Here is a 19,959-nt window from a genome sequence, read left to right on the forward strand (position 1 = left end):
GTGCTCTGCGCAGCGAAATAAAGGAGGAGCGAAGCGGGGGACATTCGCGGAGCAGAGCACACCGTCGGCGTGAGCGTCGCCCTGAACAGTGCCCTGAACTACGATCCGTCAGCCGTTGAACAGCTGAGCCAAAGTACGCCGCAGCCAGGCATTCCCCGGATCCGCATGAAAGCGCTCGTGCCAGTGCTGCTTCACCGCGTACGCCGGCAACGCGAACGGAGGTTCCAGCAGTTTCACCGGCTCCTGCGTCACCAGCACCTTGCCCAGGATGCGCGGCACCACCACGATCAGTTCCGTGTGCGCCACGATCCGCGCCACGCTCAGGAAGCTCGACAACCGCACCACCACGTCCCGCTTCAACCCCAGCCGCGCAATCGTCGTGTCGACGATCGCGTGCCCCGTGCCCGACGTCGACACCACCGCATGCGCCTCCGCCTCGAAACGCTTGCGCGTCAGCCGGGCGCCGATGCGCGGGTGGTTGCGTGCCGCCAGGCACACGAAGTTCTGCATGAACAGCGTCTGCTGGTAGAAGCCCGCGTCCAGCTGCGGCATGAAGCCCACGGCCAGGTCGACCTCGCCGTCCTGCAGGCGGCGGCCGCTCACCGTCGAGATGATCTCCGTCTCGATGTGCACGCCCGGCGCCACGTGCCGCAGATGGTCGAGCAGGCCCGGCAGCAGCACCACCTCGCTGATGTCCGTCATGCAGATGCGAAAACGCCGCTGCGCTTTTTCCGGCTCGAAGCTGCTGCGGTTGCCCTGTGCCTGCGCCAGCTGCGCCAACGCTTCGCGCAGGTTCGGGTAGATGCGCTCGGCATGCGGCGTGGGCTGCATGCCCTGGGCCGTGCGCGTGAACAGGCGGTCGTCGAAATGCGCGCGCAGCTTGTTCAGCGCGGTGCTGGCCGCGGCCTGCGCCATGCCCAGCCGCTCGGCCGCCTTCGAGACGTTGCCGGTCTTGTAGACCTCGTCGAACACGGCGAGCCATTCGAGATCGAGCTTGGACATGGGCGGTTCTTTTCCTGAAGAAGAGAAAGAGAAGAAGGAAAGACACGGAAAGGAAAGGACACCATTATCGAAATTTCGAATTCCGGGTATTGGCTACCGGTCTTGAGCAAATAGTGGTGCGGGTCAACAATGCCGCCGTTGGCGTACGTACCTCGCCAGCCCGGAGACACAACCCGCCATGAATCCCGCCGCTACACACAAAGACAAAGACAAAGCCGCCCCGGCCAACGCCGCCGAGCGCAGCGACTACTACGCCCGCATCCGCCCGCTGAACCTCACGCCGCTGTGGGAATCGCTGCACGCCCTGGTGCCGCGCGAGCCGCAAACGCCGTGCGTGCCCGCGCTCTGGCGCTACGACGCCATCCGCCCACTGCTGATGGAGTCGGCCGACCTCATCACCGCCGAAGAAGCGGTGCGCCGCGTGCTGGTGCTCGAAAACCCGGCGCTGCCCGGCAACTCGTCGATCACGCAGTCGATCTACGCGGGCCTGCAGCTCATCATGCCGGGCGAGGTCGCGCCTTCGCACCGCCACGTGCAGTCGGCGCTGCGCTTCATCGTCGACGGCAAGGGCGCCTACACCACGGTGGGCGGCGAGCGCACCACCATGTACCCCGGCGACTTCATCATCACGCCCTCGTGGGCCTGGCACGACCATGGCAACGAAGGCATCGAAGGCGTGACCGAGCCGGTAGTGTGGCTCGACGGGCTCGACATCCCGATGCTGCGTTTCTTCGACGCCGGCTTTGCCGAGAACGACGACGCCAAGGTGCAGCACGTGTCGCGGCCCGAAGGCCACAGCCTGGCGCGCTTCGGCCACAACATGGTGCCGGTGCGGCACGACCACGTGTCGGCCACCTCGCCGATCTTCAACTACCCCTACGCACGCAGCCGCGAGGCACTGGCCCAGTTGCAGACGCAGGAAGCGCCCGATGCCTGGCTGGGCCACAAGCTGCGCTACATCAACCCGCTGACGGGCGGCTCGCCGATGCCGACCATCTCGACCCACCTGCAACTGCTGCCGAAGGGCTTCGCGGGCAAGACACACCGCGCCACCGATGGCGCCGTGTACAGCGTGGTCGAAGGCCATGGCACCGCCGAGATCGCGGGCCAGCGTTTCGAGTTCGGCCCGCGCGACACCTTCGTGGTGCCGTCGTGGGCGCCGCTGCGGCTGTTGTCGCCGGCCGAAGACACCGTGCTCTTCAGTTTCTCGGACCGTCCCGTGCAGCAGGCCATGGGCATCCTGCGCGAAGCTTTCCTCGAAGACGCGTAGGCGCACGGCCGCCCCCTTTCTTCTTTCTCTTTTTTCATTTGTCCGACCCTGTGCCGCCGCGCGCGGCAGGAGCCCACATGTCCTTTGTCTTCACGCCCCCTTCCATCGTCGGCCTGCCCATCGCCGATTCCGACAAGCTGTTTCCGGTGCGCCGCGTCTACTGCGTCGGCCGCAACTACGCGGCCCATGCACGCGAGATGGGGTTCGATCCCGACCGCGAACCGCCATTCTTCTTCTGCAAGCCGAATGACGACGCCTCGGTCGTGCCCGTGGCCGAAGGCGCCACCGGTGCCATTCCGTACCCGCCGCTCACCAGCAACTACCACTACGAAGCCGAGCTGGTGGTCGCCATCGGCAAGGGCGGAAAAGACATTCCGGTCGAGCAGGCCGCCAGCCACATCCTCAGCTACGCCGTGGGCCTGGACATGACGCGCCGCGACCTGCAGATGAAGATGCGCGAGCAGGGCCGCCCCTGGGAAATCGGCAAGGCCTTCGACTTCTCGGCACCCATCGCGCCGCTGCGCACGCTGGCCGACGTGGGCGAGATCAACGGCGGCGCCATCACGCTCGAAGTCGATGGCCAGGTGCGCCAGAGCAGCGACATCGCGCACCTGATCTGGTCGGTGAACGAAGTCATCGCCAATCTCTCGACGCTCTTCACGCTGCAGCCCGGCGACTTGATCTTCACCGGCACGCCGGAAGGCGTGGGCGCGGTGAAGCCGGGCCAGACGATCAAGGTCAGCATCGAGCGGCTGCCTTCGCTCACGGTCCGCATCGATTGACCGTCCGGCGCGCAGAGACCCCTCGATGAGCACACCTCTTTCGAAGAATCCCCCCCGCGTGTTGCTCGTCGGCGGCGGCATCGGCGGCATGGCCGCGGCGCTGGCGCTGGCCCGCCTGGGCGTGGCCATCGACCTGCTGGAGCAGAGCGCCACCATCGGCGAAATCGGCGCCGGGCTGCAGCTCGGCCCGAATGCCTTCGCGGCGCTCGATGCGCTGGGCGTCGGCGAGGCGGTGCGCCGTGGCTCGGTGTTCACCGACCGGCTGGTGATGATGGACGCGGTCGATTGCAGCGAAGTGGCGTCGGTGCCGGTCGGTGAAGCCTTCCGCGCGCGTTTCAGGAATCCGTATGCGGTGAGCCATCGCGCCGACCTGCATGGCGCGATCCACGAGGCCGTGAAGCAGCATCCGCTGATCCGCTTCCACACCTCGGCGCAGGTCGAGTCGCTGGACACCGGCGCGCATGGCACGCACGGTGTCATGGCCGTCACGCGCGATGGCCGCCGCTTCACCGCCGACGCCATCGTCGGCTGCGACGGCGTGAAGTCGGTGGTGCGCGCCAGGCTCATCGGCGATGCGCCGCGCGTCTCGGGCCACGTGGTGTACCGCGCCGTGGTGCCGGCGGCCGACATGCCGGCCGACCTGCGCTGGAACGCGCCCGTGGTCTGGGCCGGCCCGCACTGCCATCTGGTGCACTACCCGCTGCGCCACGGCGAGCAATACAACCTGGTCGTCACTTTCCACAGCCGCGAGCAGGAAGAGTGGGGCGTGACCGACGGCAGCAAGAAAGAAGTGCTGTCGTACTTCGAGGGCGTGCATGCGCGCCCGCGCCAGCTGCTCGACCGGCCCACGTCGTGGCGCCGCTGGAGCACCGCCGACCGCGACCCGGTCGAGCGCTGGAGCGACGGCCCGGCCACGCTGCTCGGCGACGCGGCGCATCCCATGATGCAGTACCTGGCGCAGGGCGCGTGCATGGCGCTCGAAGACGCGGTCACGCTCGGCGCCGCCGTGAAGGCCTGCGATTTCGACATGCCGGCCGCCTTCAGGCTGTACGAAGCCGCCCGCGTCGCCCGCACGGCGCGCGTGGTGCTGTCGGTGCGCGAAATGGGCCGCATCTATCACGCGCAGGGCGTCGAGCGGCTGGTGCGCAACAGCCTCTGGGTCGGGCGCACGCCCGAGCGCTTCTACGATGCGGTCGAATGGCTCTATGCCTGGCGGCCCGAGCATTGCCTGGACGATGCCCCCGAGGTGCTTTCGCCGCACTGAAACCTGTTCCCTTCATCATCACCATTCGAGGCCGACAAAGGCCCAGGAGACAACACACCATGAACTTTCCGCGCGCACTGTTGACCGGCCTCGTTGCCGTGATCGCCACCGCCGCCACCACCGGCGCGCTGGCGCAGGCCAGCGACTTTCCGACCAGGCCGGTGACGCTGGTCACCCCGTTCGCGGCCGGCAGCGGGCCCGACGCTGTGCTGCGGCTGGTGTCCGACAAGCTCTCGCGGCTGTGGGGCCAGCGCGTGCTGATCGACAACAAGCCGGGCGGCGGCGGCTTCATCGCCATCGACCAGGCGCGCCGCGCCGCGCCCGACGGCTACACGCTGCTGCAGCTGGACAGCGAGCACATCGCCGCGCTGCCGCACCTGTACAAGTCGAAGAACTTCGTGACGCTGCAGCACTTCGACCCGGTGGCCTCGCTGTTTCGCACGCCCTTCTTCGTGGCGGTGGGCACCGATTCGAAGTGGAAGACCATGGGCGACCTGATTGCCGCCGCCAAGGCCGAGCCCGACGCCGTGGTGTACGGCTCGTGGGGCGTGGGCAGCCCGGGCCACCTGGGCGCGCAGCAGCTGGAGGCGCTGACCGGCATCCGCATGCGCCATGCGCCGTACCGCGAGGTGTCGCAGCTGTATTCCAACGTCGGCACGGGCGAGGTGCCATGGGCCTTCGCGAGCATCCCGTCGAGCCAGGGCATCTACAAGGCCGGCAAGCTGCGCTACATCGCCGTTGCCGCGCCCAGGCGCATTCCGCAGATGCCCGACGTGCCGACCATGGCCGAGGCGGGCGGGCCGGCGTCGCTGGAGGTCAATTCGTTCGTGTCGCTGCTGGCGCCCAAGGGCGTGTCGGCGGCCGTGAAGGCGAAGATCAACGCCGACGTGGCCAAGGTCATTGCCGACCCCGAGATCCGCGCCCGCTTCGACACCTTCGCTTTCGAGCCGCTGGCCTGGTCGCCCGAGGAAATCGAGCGCAATGCCCAGGCCAAGTCCAAGGTGTACGGCGAGCTGGTGCGCAGGGGCAACATCAGCCTCGACTAGCAGGGGCTGTCGAGGCCATGTGCCTTGCCCGGAGCTTCGCCCGGCAGTTAAGCTGGCCCTCTTTGTTTTTCTGACAACTTTTTCACACTTTTTTCCATGCACGTCACCAAGAGAGCCCTCCTGATTGCCTGCGGCCTGGCAGCCGCCACCGCGCTGCCGCTGACGGCCAGCGCCGACAACAACGCCTGGCCGACCAAGCCGATCCGCCTGCTGGTGGGCTTTCCGGGTGGCTCCACGCCCGACATCGCGGCGCGCACCATCGCCGAGCCGCTGGGCAAGGCGCTGGGCCAGCCGATCGTGGTCGACAACAAGGCCGGCGCCTCGGGCAACATCGCGGCCGACCAGGTGGCCAAGGCCACCGACGACCACACGCTGGGCATCGTCATCAACGGCAACCTCACGTCGTCGAAGATGCTGTACCCCAAGCTGCCCTACGACCCGGCCAAGGACTTCACCTACCTGTCGCTGATCGCCACGGCGCCGCTGGTCCTGGTGGCGCAGAACAACCTGCCTTCGGGCGCCGCCTTCTTCGACGCCGCGCGCAAGGCCGGCGACAAGTGGAACTACGGCTCGGTGGGCATCGGCTCGGTCGGCCACCTCGGCATGGAGTTGCTCAAGAGCCGCGTGGCCGGCTTCAAGCCCGAGCACGTGCCCTACCAGGGCAACCCGCAGGTCATTACCGCGATGCTGGGCGACCAGGTGCAGATGGGCCTGATTCCGCCGGGCGTAGCCATGCCGCAGATCAAGGCCGGCAAGCTCAAGGCCATCGGCCTGACCGGCGGCCGCAGCGCGCTGGTGCCCGAAATTCCGCCGCTGGCCGAAGCCGGCGTGAAAGACTTCAACCTCGAGGTGTGGGTGGCGCTGCTCGGCCCGGCCAACCTGTCGAAGACCGCGCAGGCGCGCATCGGCCGCGAGCTCGAAATCGTCATGAAAGACCCGGACGTGCGCCGCAAGCTCTTCGAGCAGGGCTGGCAGGCCGTGGGCACCTCGCCGGACGGCATGCGCACGCGCGTCAACGACGAGGCGGCCATCATGACCAAGATCATTTCCACGCGCGGCATCAAGTTGCAGTAATGGCCGATTCGCAGACGACACAAACAACATTGCACGAGCCGGCGCGCGAGCTGCCGGTGTTCGGCGAATACGACGTGGTGGTGGTCGGCGGCGGCCCCGCCGGCATCGCCGCCGCCGTGAGCGCCGCGCGCCACGGCGCCAGCACGCTGCTGGTCGAGCGCTACGGCTTCCTCGGCGGCATGGGCACGGCCGGCGGCGTGACCAACTTCGCGGGCCTGTACGGCAAGCGCAAGGGCCAGATGACGCAGCTGGTGCGCGGCGTGGTCGACGAGCTGATCGACCGCATCGCCGGGCTCAACGGCATGAACGCGCCGCAGGACGGCATGGGCGGGCGCATTCGCGTGCGCTCGTACGACACCTCGGCCTACAAGCTGGCGGCCGACCAGTTGCTCGAAGCCGCCGGCGTCAAGCTGCTGTTCCATGCGTATGCGGCCGCGGTCATTCGCGACGGCAACCGCATCGCGGCACTGGTGGTCGAGACCAAGTCGGGCCGCCAGGCCATTCGCGCCAACGCCTTCATCGACGCCAGCGGCGACGCCGACGTGGCCGCCTTCGCGGGCGTGCCCTTCGAGGTCGGCGACGGCCACGGCAGCGGCCTGTTTCCCACCACCATGTTCCGCATCGGCCAGGTCGACGCACCGGCGGCGCTCGAAGCCGTGGGCGAGTTCAAGGCCATCAACGACTTCATGGCGCGTGCCGAGCAGCAGCACCCGGGCAAGTACACCTTTCCACGCGAAGGCGCGATCCTGCGGCCCAACAAGGACCCGCGCGAATGGCGCGCCAACGTCACGCAGATTCGTAATTCCGAAGGCCGCGCGATGAACGGCGTCGATGCGCGCGAGCTCAGCGAAGGCGAACTCACCGGCCGCCGCCAGATTGCCGCGTACTTCGAGTTCCTGAAGGCCGAGGTGCCGGGCTTCGCGCAATCGGCCATCGTCGAAATTGCGCCGCAGGTCGGCATCCGCGAGACGCGGCGCATCCAGGGCCTGTATGCCCTTCAGCGCGAGGACATCCTGGGCTCGGCGAAGTTCGACGACAACATCGGGCTGAACGCCTGGCCGATGGAAATGCACGCCGACGGCCGCATCGTGTGGGCCTTCCCGGAAGACGAAGCGAATGCCTACAACCACCTGCCATGGCGCATGCTCGTGCCACAGAAGGTCGACAACCTGCTGGTGGCCGGACGCTGCGCCTCGATGACGCACGAGGGCCAGTCGGCCGCGCGCGCCAGCGGCGGCTGCTTCGTCATGGGGCAGGCCGCGGGCACCGCGGCGGCATCGCTGGGCCGCACGGACGCCTTTGCCAACGTGGACGTGCCGGCGCTGCAGAACAAGCTGGCCGTCGACGGCGTCGACCTGGACCGCTGAACGCTCCGGGGCGCGCGGATGGCGCTAGAGTCCGGGGCTTGATGAACTCGAACCCCGGACGAAAAGTGCACTTCCTTTCGTTGTCGACCACCGCGCGTCGCCTCCTCCTCGCTCTTTCCTGCGCCACGCTCGGCCTGATCCAGCTGGGCTGCGCCAGCACGCCCGAAGGCGAACCCGTCCACGGCAAGGACCGGGTGCTGAGCTTCGTTGCCGCCAAGGACGGCCGCAAGGTTGCCATTGCCGGCGAGAACTACCACTACGTGTTCGACGGCGACCCGTCCGTGGCCGCGCTGCTGCGCTGGGAAGGCCGCGGCAAGGTCACGCCCGCGCTGATCGGCGAGCTCAAGGTGGCGCGCAACCAGAGCTTCGAAGGCCAGTACATGCTGATGGCCTTCGATGCCGACCTGACGCCCGAAGACCGGACCTTCCTGGTCCAGACCGGCTTTGCCAGGGCCGACGTGAAATACGGCGACCGCACCGGCTCCGCGCTGCGCTACTTCGGCACCGTGTACGGCAAGCGCTACGGGGCGTCGCCGCTGAAGTCGGCCGACAAGGTCGATTTTTCGCGCCGCCAGTACGTCAGCTACGTCGAGCAGGAAACCTTCAGCGGCGCCGCCGCCAAGGTCACGCCCACGCCGCTGGTGTATGCCGACGACGGCTCGATGCTGCTGGCCGGCGTGCCGGTGCGCGTCGTCCAGGGCGGCACCGACAACAGCTGCCGCGCCGGCCTCATGGGCGTTTGCTTCTACAAATAGGCAGACAGGGACGGCAGGGCCGGCTGACAGGGCCGCGACAGCGCCACGGCCCGGCCTTTGCTATGGTTGCGGGTTGCCCTTTTTTGCGTTGACCGCCCCCGCCCGATGACCACCGATCCCGCCACCGCTTCCCGCCTCGTCGACGAACTCGTCGCCCTCATGCAGCTCGAGCCGCTGGGGGGCGACCGCTTCCTGGCGCAGAGCGAAGACATCGGCACGCCCGCCGTGTTCGGCGGCCAGGTGCTGGGTCAGTCGCTGATGGCCGCGAGCCTCACGGTCGGCACCGAGCGGCCGGTGCATTCCATGCACGCCTACTTCCTGCTGCCGGGCGAGCACGCGCCCATCGAATACAGCGTCGACCGCGTGCGCGATGGCCGCAGCTTCACCACCCGCCATGTGGTGGCGCGTCAGCAGGAGCGCATCATTTTTGAAATGTCGGCCTCGTTCCAGACCATGGACGAGGGCGTCGACCACCAGTTCGGCATGCCCGACGTGGCCGGCCCCGACGGGCTCATCAGCGAGCTCGACCAGCGCATCGCCCTGGGCGACCGGCTGCCGGAGCCCTGGCGCTCGAAGGCGATCCAGTCGCATGGCATCGAATACCGCCGCGTCGACCCCGAAGACCTGATGGCACCGCTGCCGCGCCCGGCGGCGGCGCAAAGCGCCCTGTGGATGCGCGCCGTCGCGCCGCTGCCCGACGACCCGATGGTGCACCGCGCGCTGCTGGCCTATGCCTCCGACCACGGCCTGCTGCGCGCCGCGATGCTGCCGCACGGCCTGAGCTTCATGACCGGCCAGGTGCGCCCCGCCAGCCTCGACCACGCGATGTGGTTCCACCGCGATTTCCGCATGGACGACTGGCTGCTGTACGTGCTCGATTCGCCCAGCGCCAGCGGTGCGCGCGGCCTGTGCCGCGGCAGCCTCTATGCGCGCGATGGCCGGCTCGTGGCCTCGGCCGCGCAGGAAGGCATGCTGCGCATCAGGAAGCCGGGAGCGCCTCGCTCGCCGGCCGTTGCCTCCTAGAAGATTTATTGCTGCGCAGGCTGCTGCTGCTCGGTCAGCGGCGCTGCCGTCCCGTCGCGGCTGCGTTCGTCCAGCAGCCGCTGGTAGTTGTCGCGCAGCAAGATGCCCGCGTAGTACACATGCTCGCGCATGAGTTGCTCGGCGCGCGCCGCGTCCCCTGAAATCACGGCCTGCACGATGCGGTGGTGGTCGTCGTGCGACCGCAAAATCACGCCGTGGTCGTGCCACAGCATGATGCGGTCCGACGCGAACGGCACCGCCTGCGCCTGCGCGCCGAAGCGCACGATCCACTGGTTGCCCGCGCCGTGCATCAGCGCGTTGTGCAGCTTCACGTTCATCTGCTGGTAGGGCGCCAGGTCTTCCACCAGCAGTTGGCCCTTGGCCAGTATTTCGTCGCCCTCGCGCAGGCACTCGCGCAGCAGCGCGGCGGTCGGCTCGTCCACGCCCAGCGCGGCAAAGCGCCGGCAGGCCAGCCCTTCGAGCACCGAGCGCACTTCGTACGCGGCCAGGATGTCCTCGAGCGCGAACGAGCGCACCAGGTAGCCCTTCTTCGGCTGGTGGTCGATCAGCCCTTCCATGGCCAGCGCGGCCAGCGCGGCGCGCACCGGCGTGCGCGACACCTTCAGGCTTTCCGCGATCGGCACTTCCTCCACCCGCATGCCGGGCGCAAGCCGCCCGTGAAGGATCCAGGTGCGCAGCGTCTCTGTGACTTGTTGGGAGAGTGTGTCCATGTCAGGTATACATGATGCCAGTGAATCTAAGAAATAAGGCGTGATATCAGGGTAAACGAGGACTGTAAAAAGTATTCATGTATACACAATGCGGCCCTCGATCAACTTTCACGCCGCACCGACGCGGCACGGAGACCTCGCAGCCCATGGCGGAACATCATGCACAAGCTCCCGGCCGGCTGGCCCTCGTGACCGGCGGCGGCCGTGGCATCGGCGAGGCCGTGTGCCGCCGCCTCGCGGCCAGCGGCCTTCGCGTCGTGGTGGCCGACATCGACGGCGACAACGCCCGCAACGTGGCGCAATCGCTGGGCGAAGGCCACCACTTCCGCCAGTTCGACGTGAGCGACGAAACCGCCGTCGAGTCCGCGTTCGACGGCATCGAAAACCAACTCGGCCCCATCGCCGTGGTGGTCTGCGTGGCCGGCATCCTGCTGATGCCCGGCGGCGAACGCTCGCTCATCAAGGACACCACGCTCGACGACTGGGAGCGCACCTTCGCCGTGAATGCGCGCAGCGTGTTCCTGTGCGGCCGCGCCTACCTGCGCCGCCGCGAAGCCGCGCCCGTGGCGCATGGCCGCATCGTCACCTTCGGCTCGGTGGCGGCGCAACTGGGCGGCTACCGCTCCAGCGCGACCTACATCGGCGCCAAGTCGGCGGTGCTCGGCCTGACCAAGGCCATGGCGCGCGAGTCGGCGCACATGGGCGTCACCGTCAACTCGGTGGCCCCGGGCCTGATCGACACCGACATGCTGCGCGGCACCGTGCAGAGCAGCGGCGCGCTGACGGCCGCCGCCGCCAACATTCCGCTCGGCCGCATCGGCACGGTGGACGACGTGGCCGGCGCGGTCGACTACCTGGTCTCGGAGCAGGCGGCGTACATCACCGGCAACGTGATCGACGTCAACGGCGGCTACCGCATGCAGTAGGCGCGCGGCGCCTCCCCTTCACTTGTTCACTCACACCAACGGAGACAGCTCATGAAAAAGAACCTTCTCATTTCAGCCCTGGCACCCATGGCACTGGGCGCCGCGCTGTGCGCCATGGCGAGCACCGCCTTCGCGCAGGCCGAGCCCGGCCTGACCGACAAGACCATCAAGATCGGCATGTTCTCGCCGATGTCGGGCGCGTCCATGAACTACGGCTTCGACGTCATCAACGCCGCGAAGATGTACTACGACAAGGTCAACAAGGAAGGCGGCGTGAACGGCCGCAAGATCGAGCTCGTGGTGGAAGACGACCGCTGCAACGCCAACGACCTGCTGGCCGCGGTGAAGAAGCTCACCGAGCAGGACCAGGTGTTCCTGCTGAACGGCGGCTCGTGCTCGGCCGCCGTGGTCGGTGCGCGTGAATACGTGGAGCGCGCGAAGATTCCGCTGGTCATGCTCAACGCCTCGGGCGACGGCGCGCTGTATCCGCCGTCGAAGTACATCTACGGCGCCTTCTCCATCTCGCAGCACGCCGTGGGCGGCTCGATGGTGCAGTTCGCGAGCGAGCAGCTCAAGGCGAAGAAGATCGGCTACATCAACCACGACGACGCCTACGGCGGCTGGAACCTCGAGTCGGCCCAGGCGCAGGCCAAGGCCATCGGCGGTGTCGACCTGCAGGTGCAGTCGGTCAACCCGAACATCACCGACGTCACGGCGCCGATGCTGAAGATCAAGGCCGCCAACCCCGACGTGCTGCTGCTCACCACCTACGCGCGGCCCGTGAGCCTGATCGTCAAGCGCGCCTTCGAGCTGGGCTTCAACAAGCCCATTGTGCTGGCCGTCAACTCGACCGCCGACCTGAAGCAGCTGGTGGAGAACGTCGGCAACAAGGATGCCTTCAAGAACGTCTACATCCAGGAAGTGCTGGCCGACGTGCCCGGCGGTCCCAAGCTGAAGTGGGTGTACGACATGTACAAGGCCGCATACCCCGACCTGGCGGCCAAGCCCGGCCATCCGCAGGCCTACATGCCCTACGGCATTCCACCCGCGATGGCGGTGGTCAACGCGCTGAAGGCAGCGGGGCCGAACCCCACGCGCGAGAAGGTGCTCACCGCGCTGTCGACCATGAAGTTCGACTCCGGCGTCATGGCCGGCCCGATCGAGTTCGGCCCGCAGGACCGCGCCGCGCAGGAGTCGGCCATCTACATCAAGTTCGACGGCAGCAACATGGCCCTGGTGCCGGGCAGCTACAAGAGCGTGTGGACCTACAAGCCCTGAGCGCACGGCAGGCATCCATCTCATGAGCCTCTCCGACATCTGGCTTTTCGTGCAGCAGGGCGTGCTGTCCGGCATCGTCACCGGCAGCGTCTACGCGCTGCTGGCGGTGGCGATCGTCATGGTCTTCAAGACCACCGACGTGCCGAACTTCTCGCAGGGCGAGATCTTCATGGCCGGCGGCTACGCCGCGCTCTTTCCGCTGGTGGTGTGGGGCTGGCCCTACTGGGGCGCGGTGCTCGCGAGCCTGGCGGTCACCGCATTGCTCGCCGCCGCGTTCCAGCGCGTGGTGATGCAGCGCGTGACGGCCTCGCGCGGCGTCGGCGTGCAGCTGGTGATTGCCACGCTCGGCTTTGCGTACCTGCTCAAGGGCCTGGTGCGCAAGACCGGCCTGGGCGATACGCCGCGCTCGCTGCCCTCGCTGGTGCCGCAAGACCCGATCATGATCGGCCAGGCCTCGCTCACGCTGCTCGACCTGGCCATCTTCGGCTCGGCCGTGGTGGTGATGGTGCTGCTGTACCTGATGTTCACGCGCACCCGCACCGGCCAGGCCATGCGCGCGGTGGGCATGAACCCGCGCGGCGCGCAGATCGTGGGCGTCAAGCTCGGTTCGATCCGCATGAAGATCTGGGCCCTTACCGGCGTCATCTCGGCCATCTCGGCGCTGCTGATCACGCCCAAGATCCTCATCACGCCCGACATCGGCCACATCGCCATCCTGGCCTACGCGGCGGCCATCGTCGGCGGCTTCACCAGCCTGCCGGGCGCGGTGGTCGGCGGCTTCATCATCGGCATCGTCGAGAACCTGGTGGGGCTTTTCATTTCGTCCAACGCCATCGTGGTCGCGCCCTTCGTGGCGATCATGGTGGTGCTGCTGGTGCGTCCGCAAGGGCTGCTCGGCGGCAAGCCTCAGGTGAAGAAGGTATGAGCGCTTCGAGAGTTTCTTCCCCATGGTGGGACCGCGGCGTGCTGCTCGGCATGGCCGTGGTGCTCGCGGTGCTGCCCTTCACCACCAGCGGCTATGTGCTGTACGTGGTCAACCTGCTGATGGTGTTCTCGGTGCTGGCGCTCGGCATGCACCTGGTCATTGGCGAGACGGGCCAGTTCGCGCTGTCGCACGCGGCCTTCTTCGGCATCGGCATCTACACGGCCGGGCTCATCAACAACCAGTGGCAGCCGCCATTCTTCGTGTCGATTCTCGCGGGCGCCGTGCTGTCGGCCGCGCTCGGCTGGGTCATCGGCCTGCTGGCGCTGCGCATGCGCGACATCTACCTGGCACTGGCCACCTTCGCCTTCGGCGAGGCGATGCAGTGGGTGTTCCTGAACTGGGAGACGGTCACCAACGGCTCGAACGGCTTGCAGATGAAGCCGGCCTCGCTCGGCGGCTACCAGCTCATGAACGACCTGCAGGCGTACCCCTTCGTGGTCGCCATCGCGGCGCTGATGCTGTGGCTCACCGTGGCGCTGTCGCGCTCGCGGCTGGGCTCGTCGTTCCGCGCGGTGCGCGAGAGCGACGTGGCAGCCATTGCCATGGGTGTGAACACGCGCGCGGTGAAGGTCACGGCCTTCGTGCTGTCGGCGGCGTTCGCGGGCGTGGCGGGCGGTATGTACACGCTGTTCACCTCGTTCATCCACCCCGAGAGCCTGGGCTTCCAGACCACCATCCTGGTCCTCACGATGGTGGTGGTCGGCGGGCTCGGCTCGGTGCGTGGCGCGGTGGCCGGCGCCATCGTGTTCGGCCTGGCGTCGGAGCTGCTGCGGCAGGCTCCGTCGTACCAGGAAATCATCTACGGCGGCATCCTCATGCTCTTCATGATGTTCCTGCCCAAGGGCATGGCGTCGCTGTTCGTGGCGCGCCGCAAGTCGCAGCGCGCGAGCAGCGTGGCCAGCGCGAACGTGACGGAGAAGCACGCATGAGCGCGACCGCTTTTCTCGATGTGCGCGACATCAGCGTGGTGTTCGGCGGCCTCAAGGCGGTGAACGGCCTTTCGTTCCAGGTGGAGCAGGGCCGCATCCACGCGCTCATCGGGCCGAACGGCGCGGGCAAGTCGACCACCTTCAACTGCATCTCGCGCTTCTACACGCCCAGCAGCGGCAGCGTGACCTTCGAAGGCCGCGAGCTGACGAGCGTGTCGCCGCACCGCATGGCCTCGCTGGGCATTGCGCGCACCTTCCAGAACCTGGAGCTGTTCGCCGAACTGTCGGTGCTCGAGAACGTGCTGCTCGGCACGCACTCGCGCGGCGCCGGCACGCTGGGCCGGCTGCTGCGCCGCCCCGATGGCGAGACTGAAGACTTCGCCATGCACTTGCTGGAGCGCGTCGGCCTGGCCGACGAACGCCACCAGCCGGCGCGCGACCTCGACTTCGGCCGCCAGAAGCTGCTGGAGCTGGCGCGCGCGCTGGCCATCAAGCCCAAGCTGCTGCTGCTCGACGAGCCGGCCGCGGGCCTGCGCAACCGCGAGATCGAAAGCCTCGACCGGCTGCTGAAGGAACTGGTGGCGCGCGACGGCATCACCGTGCTGCTGGTCGAGCACGTGATGCAACTGGTGATGTCGATTTCGGACCGCATCACCGTCATGGCGTTCGGCGAAAAGATCGCTGAAGGCACGCCCGCGGAAATCGGCAGCAATGCGCGCGTGATCGAAGCCTACCTGGGCAAAGGGAATGGAAAGGGAGCTGCGCATGGCTGAAGCATTGTTGTCCCTGCGCGCCATCTCGGCCGCCTATGGCCGCATCCAGGCGCTGTGCGATGTGTCGGTCGATGTGCCCGAGGGCGAAATCGTCGCGCTGCTCGGCAGCAACGGCGCGGGCAAGACCACCACGCTGAACTGCATCTCGAACCTGGTGGACTGCACCGAGGGCGAGGTGCGGCTGGACGGCGAGCGCATCGACCGGCTCGGCTCCGACGCACTCGTGAAGCGCGGCATCGTGCAGGTGCCCGAAGGCCGCCAGGTGTTCCGCGACATGAGCGTGCGCGAGAACCTCGACCTGGGTGCGTATTTGCGGCGCGACCGCGCGGGCATTCGCAACGACCTGGAATCGGTGTACACCATGTTTCCGCGCCTGAAGGAGCGGCAGAACCAGATGGCCGCCACGCTGTCGGGCGGCGAGCAGCAGATGCTGGCCATCGGCCGCGCGGTGATGGCGCGCCCGCGCGTGATGCTGTTCGACGAGCCGTCGATGGGCCTGTCGCCGCTGCTGGTGGAGCAGATGTTCGAGATCATCGAGCGACTGCACCGCGAACAGAAGATCACCATCCTGCTGGTCGAGCAGAACGTGCAGCTGGCATTGGCTGTATCGAGCTACGGCTACATCCTGGAGAACGGCGAGATCTCGCTGCACGGCCCCGCCGCGCAACTTGCGAACGACGAGGCCGTGCGCCGCGCCTACCTCGGCGTCTGACGCCGCAACGCTTTTCCCGAAGGGAATTTCTTCATGCTCCTCAAAGACAAACTCTCGCTCGTCACCGGTTCCGCGCGCGGGCTGGGCGAGGCCATCGCGCGCCGCATGGCGGCCGAAGGCGCGCACGTGCTGGTGGTCGACCGCGACCTCGAGGTGGCGCAACAGGTGGCCACGTCGATCCGCGAAGCCGGTGGCCGGGCGGATGCCGAAAGCGTTGACGTGAGCGACGCGGCGGCGGTCGATGCGCTCGCGGTGCGCGTTGCGGCGTCGCACGGCGACATCGACGTGCTGGTCAACAACGCGGGCATTTCGGCGCGCTCGAAATTCGACGAGCCCGGCGCGCGCGAAGCCTGGGACCGCGTGATGTCGGTCAACCTGCAGGGCGTGTTCAACGTCACGCAGTCGTTCGTGCCGGCGCTCAAGCGCTCGCAAGGAAACATCGTCAACCTGTCGTCCATCGTGGCCTTCGGCGCGGGCATTTCGTCGGCCGGCTACGTGGTGGCCAAGGGGGGCGTGCGCTCGCTCACGCAAGTGCTGGCGCGCGACCTCGCACCTTATGGCGTGCGCGTGAACGCGGTGGCGCCGGGCCTGATGGTCACCGACATGACGGCCGGCCAGCGCGAGACCGAGCACGGCACCGACTGGTACATGAGCCGCGTGCCCATCAAGCGCCACGGCGAGGCCGACGAAATCGCCGGGCCGGTCGTCTTTCTTGCCTCCTCGATGGCCAGCTACGTCAATGGCGTGGTGCTGCCGGTCGATGGCGGCTACCTCGCGGCCTGAGCACTGCCGCACATCGGAACAACCATGAACAACAGCAGTACAGAGAAGCCGCTCGTCCTCGTGACGGGCGGCGCCAGCGGCATGGGCCGCGCCATCGTCGAGCGCATGGCGCGCGACGGCTGGCGCGTGGTCATGGCCGACTTCAACGGCGAACTGGCCGAGCGCGAAACGCAGGTGCTGCGCGCCGCCGGCCTCGACGTGGAATGCCGCGCCATCGACCTGACCGACGAACCGGCAGTGCGCGCGATGGTGCAGCAACTGCCGCCGCTCGCGGCGCTGGTCAACAACGCGGGCATCTTCGACGAGCGCGCCTTTCTCGACGTGACGTCGGCCGACTTTCGCCGCATGTACGAAGTCAACCTGCTGGCCGTGGCCACGCTCACGCAGGAGGCCGCACGCAAGATGGCGAGCGGCGCGCGCATCGTCAACATCGCATCGCGTGCCTACCTGGGCGCGAAGAACCACGCGCACTACGTGGCCTCGAAGGCCGCGCTGGTCGGCTACACGCGCGCCAGCGCCATGGAGCTGGCGCCGCGCGGCATCATGGTCAACGCCATCGCGCCGGGCCTGATCGACACGCCGCTGCTGCGCGGGCTTTCGCCCGAACGCCTGGCCGCCCAGCTTGCGCTGCAGCCCACGGGCGCGGCCGGCAAGCCGGAAGACATTGCCAATGCGGTGGCCTTCTTTGCATCGCCCGCCACCTGCTTCGTGACCGGCCAGGTGCTGTTCGTCGATGGCGGCAAGTCGCTCGGAGGCTCGGGCTCCTGATGGCGAAGCAACAACAGCAACAAGAGAAGACCGAATACGACGTCGTCGTCATCGGCAGCGGCGCGGGTGGCCTGTCGGCCGCGCTCACCGCGAAGCTCGAGGGCCTCGACGTGCTCGTGGTCGAGAAGACCGACCGCATCGGTGGCTCCACCGCCATCTCGGGCGGCGCCGTGTGGGTGCCGTTGAACGACCAGGCCGAGGCGGCCGGCCACCCCGACACGCGCGGCAAGGCCTGGACCTACCTGCAGAACACCGTCGGCGCGGCCGGCGACGAAGAGCTGCGCCACGCGTTCCTCGATGCGGGCCCGCTTGCATTGCGCTACCTGCGCGAGCGCACCGACGTGCAACTGGCCGCGCGCACCTATTCGCCCGACTACTACCCCGACCGCGAAGGCGCCGCCATGGGCGGGCGTTCGCTCGACCCCATCGAGTTCGACGGCCGCCTGCTCGGTGCGCACTTCAAGACGCTGCGCGACCCGCTGCCCGAGTTCTGCGTGCTCGGCGGCATGATGGTCAACATGACCGACGTGAAGCACCTGCTTGGCGTCTGGCGCTCGTTCGCGTCGTGGAAGCACGGCGTGAAGATGGTGCTGCGCTACGTCGGCGACCGCCTGGGCGGCCACCACCGCGGCACGCGGCTGCTGCTGGGCAACGCGCTCGCGGCACGGCTTTTTCACAGCGTGCTGAAGAAGGACATTCCGTTCTGGCTCGACACGCCGGCACTGGCGCTGGAGAAGGACGCGGCCGGCACCGTCACCGGCGTGCGCGTGCGCCGCGACGGCAAGGAAACGACGCTGCGCGCGCGGCGCGGCGTGGTCATCGCCACCGGCGGCTTTCCGTGGAACGCCGCCATGCGTGGTGCCCACTACCCGGCACCCACGGGCCCGTATTCGATGTCGCCGCAAGACAATGCCGGCGAGGGCATCGCGATGGCGCAACAGGCCGGCGGCGTGCTTGGCACCGGCCACACCGGGCCGGCGCTGTGGGCGCCGGTGTCGCTGCTCACGCGGCCCGACGGCAGCGTGCTGCGCTATCCGCACCTGGTGTGGGACCGCGCCAAGCCCGGGCTGATCGCGGTCGATGCGCGCGGCGAACGCTTCGTCAATGAGTCGACCTCGTACCACGAGTTCGTGCGCGGCATGTACCGCGCGAACGCCAAGGCCGCGAGCATCCCCGCGCTGCTGGTGTGCGACAGCGCGTTCATGGAAAAGTGGGGCCTGGGCCTCGCGCTGCCCGGCGGACGGCCGCGCGAGCACCTGGTGCGCGCCGGCTACCTGTACCGCGCCGACACGCTGGAAGACCTGGCGAAGCAGGCGGGCGTGGACCCGGCCGGCCTGGTGCGCACCGTCGCTAGGTTCAACCCGCTCGCCGCGCAAGGGCAGGACCCGCTGTTCGGCAAGGGCAGCGATGCCTACAACCGCTACCTGGGCGACCCAGACCACCAGCCCAATGCCTGCCTGGCGCCGTTGAAGCAGGCGCCGTTCTATGCGGTGAAGGTGTACCCCGGCGACATCGGCACGGCGCTGGGCATTCGCGCCGATGGAAACGCCCGCGCGCTCGATGCGCAGGGCGCGCCCATTGCCGGCCTGTACGTGGCCGGCAACGACATGCATTCGGTAATGGGCGGCGAGTATCCCGCGCCGGGCATCACGCTGGGCCCTGCGCTAACCTTCGGTTGGGTCGCCGGCATGCACCTGGCGCATGGCAGCAAGGCACACACCTGAAACGAGACAGACCTCACTTCTTCATCATGCAAATCTTCTTTTCTCCCGCATCCCCCTTCGTTCGAAAATGCATGGTCGTGGCTCACGAACTGGGCATTGCCGACCGCATCGAGAAGCTGCCGAGCGCGGCCGGCCCGGTGAAGCGCGACACCACGATCATTCCGAAGAACCCGCTGGGCCAGGTGCCGACTTTCCTGACGGACGATGGCCAGGTGCTGTTCGACAGCCGCGTGATCTGCGAGTACCTGAACGCCACGCAGTCGGGCAAGCTGTTCCCGGCCGAGGGTGCGGACCGTTGGGCGCGCTTGACGGAGCTGTCGCTGGCCGACGGCATGACGGGCGCGGCGCTGCTGGCGCGTTACGAAAACGTGCTGCGCCCGGAGCCGCTGCGTTGGGCGGAGTGGACCGATGGGCAGCTTGCGAAGGTGCGCACGGGGCTGGAGTGGCTGGAAACCGCCGCACCTTCATTCGGTGAGCGTGTCGATATCGGCACGATCGCTTTCGGTTGCGCGCTGGGGTACATGGACTTCCGCTTTCCGTCGGTGGACTGGCGTGCAGAGGCGCCCAACAGCGCGAAGTGGTTCGACGTGTTCAACCAGCGTGCGTCGATGCGGGCTACGTTTCCTACGGCCTGAGTTCTTCGGTTCGCCTTGTGTGAGGCGGCGCGTTTGTGTGCCGCTGTTCAGGGCGACGCCCGCGCCGACGGTGTGCTCTGCTCCGCGAATGTCCCCCGCTTCGCTCCTCCTTTATTTCGCTGCGCAGAGCAC

Annotated in this window: 20 protein-coding genes; 18 read left to right on the forward strand and 2 right to left on the reverse strand. The window is 67.9% G+C overall.

Features of this window, described 5'->3' with window-relative positions; translation table 11 throughout:
• Positions 1 to 108: 108 nt before the first annotated feature.
• A complete protein-coding gene (locus tag DBV14_RS21125) occupies positions 109 to 1,002 on the reverse strand; it encodes a LysR family transcriptional regulator (RefSeq protein WP_124461742.1) in 894 nt (297 codons plus the stop codon).
• A 178-nt stretch (positions 1,003 to 1,180) separates the two neighbouring features.
• On the opposite strand from DBV14_RS21125, the gene gtdA reads away from it, so the two are divergent.
• The 8 genes from gtdA (at position 1,181) to DBV14_RS21165 (ending at position 9,583) form a co-directional block, all read left to right on the forward strand.
• Positions 1,181 to 2,272, forward strand: a complete 1,092-nt coding sequence (gene gtdA, locus DBV14_RS21130) for a gentisate 1,2-dioxygenase (RefSeq protein WP_124461744.1) — start codon at positions 1,181 to 1,183, stop codon at positions 2,270 to 2,272.
• Positions 2,273 to 2,349: 77 nt separating this feature from the next.
• Complete coding sequence (locus DBV14_RS21135; protein ID WP_124461746.1) at positions 2,350 to 3,054, forward strand: fumarylacetoacetate hydrolase family protein; 705 nt, start codon at positions 2,350 to 2,352, stop codon at positions 3,052 to 3,054.
• A 25-nt stretch (positions 3,055 to 3,079) separates the two neighbouring features.
• A complete protein-coding gene (locus tag DBV14_RS21140; RefSeq protein ID WP_124461748.1) occupies positions 3,080 to 4,318 on the forward strand; it encodes a 3-hydroxybenzoate 6-monooxygenase in 1,239 nt (412 codons plus the stop codon).
• A gap of 59 nt (positions 4,319 to 4,377) precedes the next feature.
• Entirely contained in the window at positions 4,378 to 5,364 is a 987-nt protein-coding gene (locus tag DBV14_RS21145) for a tripartite tricarboxylate transporter substrate binding protein (protein WP_124461750.1), read from the forward strand.
• Positions 5,365 to 5,460: 96 nt separating this feature from the next.
• A complete protein-coding gene (locus DBV14_RS21150) occupies positions 5,461 to 6,438 on the forward strand; it encodes a tripartite tricarboxylate transporter substrate binding protein (RefSeq protein ID WP_124461752.1) in 978 nt (325 codons plus the stop codon).
• Positions 6,438 to 7,805: an FAD-dependent oxidoreductase gene (locus tag DBV14_RS21155; protein ID WP_124461754.1), complete on the forward strand. Its 1,368-nt coding sequence runs from the start codon at positions 6,438 to 6,440 to the stop codon at positions 7,803 to 7,805. The genes DBV14_RS21150 and DBV14_RS21155 overlap by 1 nt, the downstream gene beginning before the upstream one ends.
• A gap of 80 nt (positions 7,806 to 7,885) precedes the next feature.
• Entirely contained in the window at positions 7,886 to 8,560 is a 675-nt protein-coding gene (locus DBV14_RS21160; protein ID WP_260397157.1) for a hypothetical protein, read from the forward strand.
• Positions 8,561 to 8,665: 105 nt separating this feature from the next.
• Complete coding sequence (locus DBV14_RS21165; RefSeq protein ID WP_124461757.1) at positions 8,666 to 9,583, forward strand: acyl-CoA thioesterase II; 918 nt, start codon at positions 8,666 to 8,668, stop codon at positions 9,581 to 9,583.
• 5 nt (positions 9,584 to 9,588) lie between these two features.
• On the opposite strand, the gene DBV14_RS21170 is transcribed toward DBV14_RS21165, so the two are convergent.
• A complete protein-coding gene (locus tag DBV14_RS21170; protein WP_124461759.1) occupies positions 9,589 to 10,314 on the reverse strand; it encodes a GntR family transcriptional regulator in 726 nt (241 codons plus the stop codon).
• Positions 10,315 to 10,460: 146 nt separating this feature from the next.
• Between DBV14_RS21170 and DBV14_RS21175 the strand changes: the two genes are divergently transcribed.
• Genes DBV14_RS21175 through DBV14_RS21220 form a run of 10 tightly spaced genes read left to right on the forward strand, consistent with a single transcriptional unit; the run spans position 10,461 to position 19,827 of the window.
• Entirely contained in the window at positions 10,461 to 11,240 is a 780-nt protein-coding gene (locus tag DBV14_RS21175; RefSeq protein WP_124461762.1) for an SDR family NAD(P)-dependent oxidoreductase, read from the forward strand.
• Between the two features lie 51 nt (positions 11,241 to 11,291).
• Entirely contained in the window at positions 11,292 to 12,518 is a 1,227-nt protein-coding gene (locus DBV14_RS21180) for an ABC transporter substrate-binding protein (protein ID WP_185546081.1), read from the forward strand.
• Positions 12,519 to 12,540: 22 nt separating this feature from the next.
• Positions 12,541 to 13,443, forward strand: coding sequence for a branched-chain amino acid ABC transporter permease (locus DBV14_RS21185; protein ID WP_124461764.1), 903 nt, complete (start codon positions 12,541 to 12,543; stop codon positions 13,441 to 13,443).
• Positions 13,440 to 14,432, forward strand: a complete 993-nt coding sequence (locus DBV14_RS21190; protein ID WP_124461766.1) for a branched-chain amino acid ABC transporter permease — start codon at positions 13,440 to 13,442, stop codon at positions 14,430 to 14,432. The genes DBV14_RS21185 and DBV14_RS21190 overlap by 4 nt, the downstream gene beginning before the upstream one ends.
• Positions 14,429 to 15,205, forward strand: coding sequence for an ABC transporter ATP-binding protein (locus tag DBV14_RS21195; RefSeq protein ID WP_124461768.1), 777 nt, complete (start codon positions 14,429 to 14,431; stop codon positions 15,203 to 15,205). Before DBV14_RS21190 ends, DBV14_RS21195 begins: the two co-directional genes overlap by 4 nt.
• Positions 15,198 to 15,917 carry an ABC transporter ATP-binding protein gene (locus DBV14_RS21200; RefSeq protein ID WP_124461770.1) on the forward strand — a complete coding sequence of 240 codons (720 nt, stop codon included), beginning with the start codon at positions 15,198 to 15,200 and terminating at the stop codon, positions 15,915 to 15,917. Before DBV14_RS21195 ends, DBV14_RS21200 begins: the two co-directional genes overlap by 8 nt.
• A gap of 33 nt (positions 15,918 to 15,950) precedes the next feature.
• On the forward strand, positions 15,951 to 16,700 hold the full coding sequence (locus tag DBV14_RS21205; RefSeq protein ID WP_124461772.1) for an SDR family NAD(P)-dependent oxidoreductase: 750 nt from the start codon (positions 15,951 to 15,953) through the stop codon (positions 16,698 to 16,700).
• A gap of 24 nt (positions 16,701 to 16,724) precedes the next feature.
• The gene (locus DBV14_RS21210; protein ID WP_124461774.1) at positions 16,725 to 17,468 is read left to right on the forward strand and encodes an SDR family NAD(P)-dependent oxidoreductase; all 744 of its coding nucleotides are present in this window, start codon (positions 16,725 to 16,727) and stop codon (positions 17,466 to 17,468) included.
• Positions 17,468 to 19,192, forward strand: coding sequence for an FAD-dependent oxidoreductase (locus DBV14_RS21215; RefSeq protein ID WP_124461775.1), 1,725 nt, complete (start codon positions 17,468 to 17,470; stop codon positions 19,190 to 19,192). The genes DBV14_RS21210 and DBV14_RS21215 overlap by 1 nt, the downstream gene beginning before the upstream one ends.
• A 26-nt stretch (positions 19,193 to 19,218) precedes the next feature.
• Entirely contained in the window at positions 19,219 to 19,827 is a 609-nt protein-coding gene (locus DBV14_RS21220; protein ID WP_124461776.1) for a glutathione S-transferase, read from the forward strand.
• Positions 19,828 to 19,959: the final 132 nt, after the last annotated feature.

The organism is Variovorax sp. KBW07, assembly GCF_003852515.1.
GTDB lineage: Bacteria > Pseudomonadota > Gammaproteobacteria > Burkholderiales > Burkholderiaceae_C > Variovorax.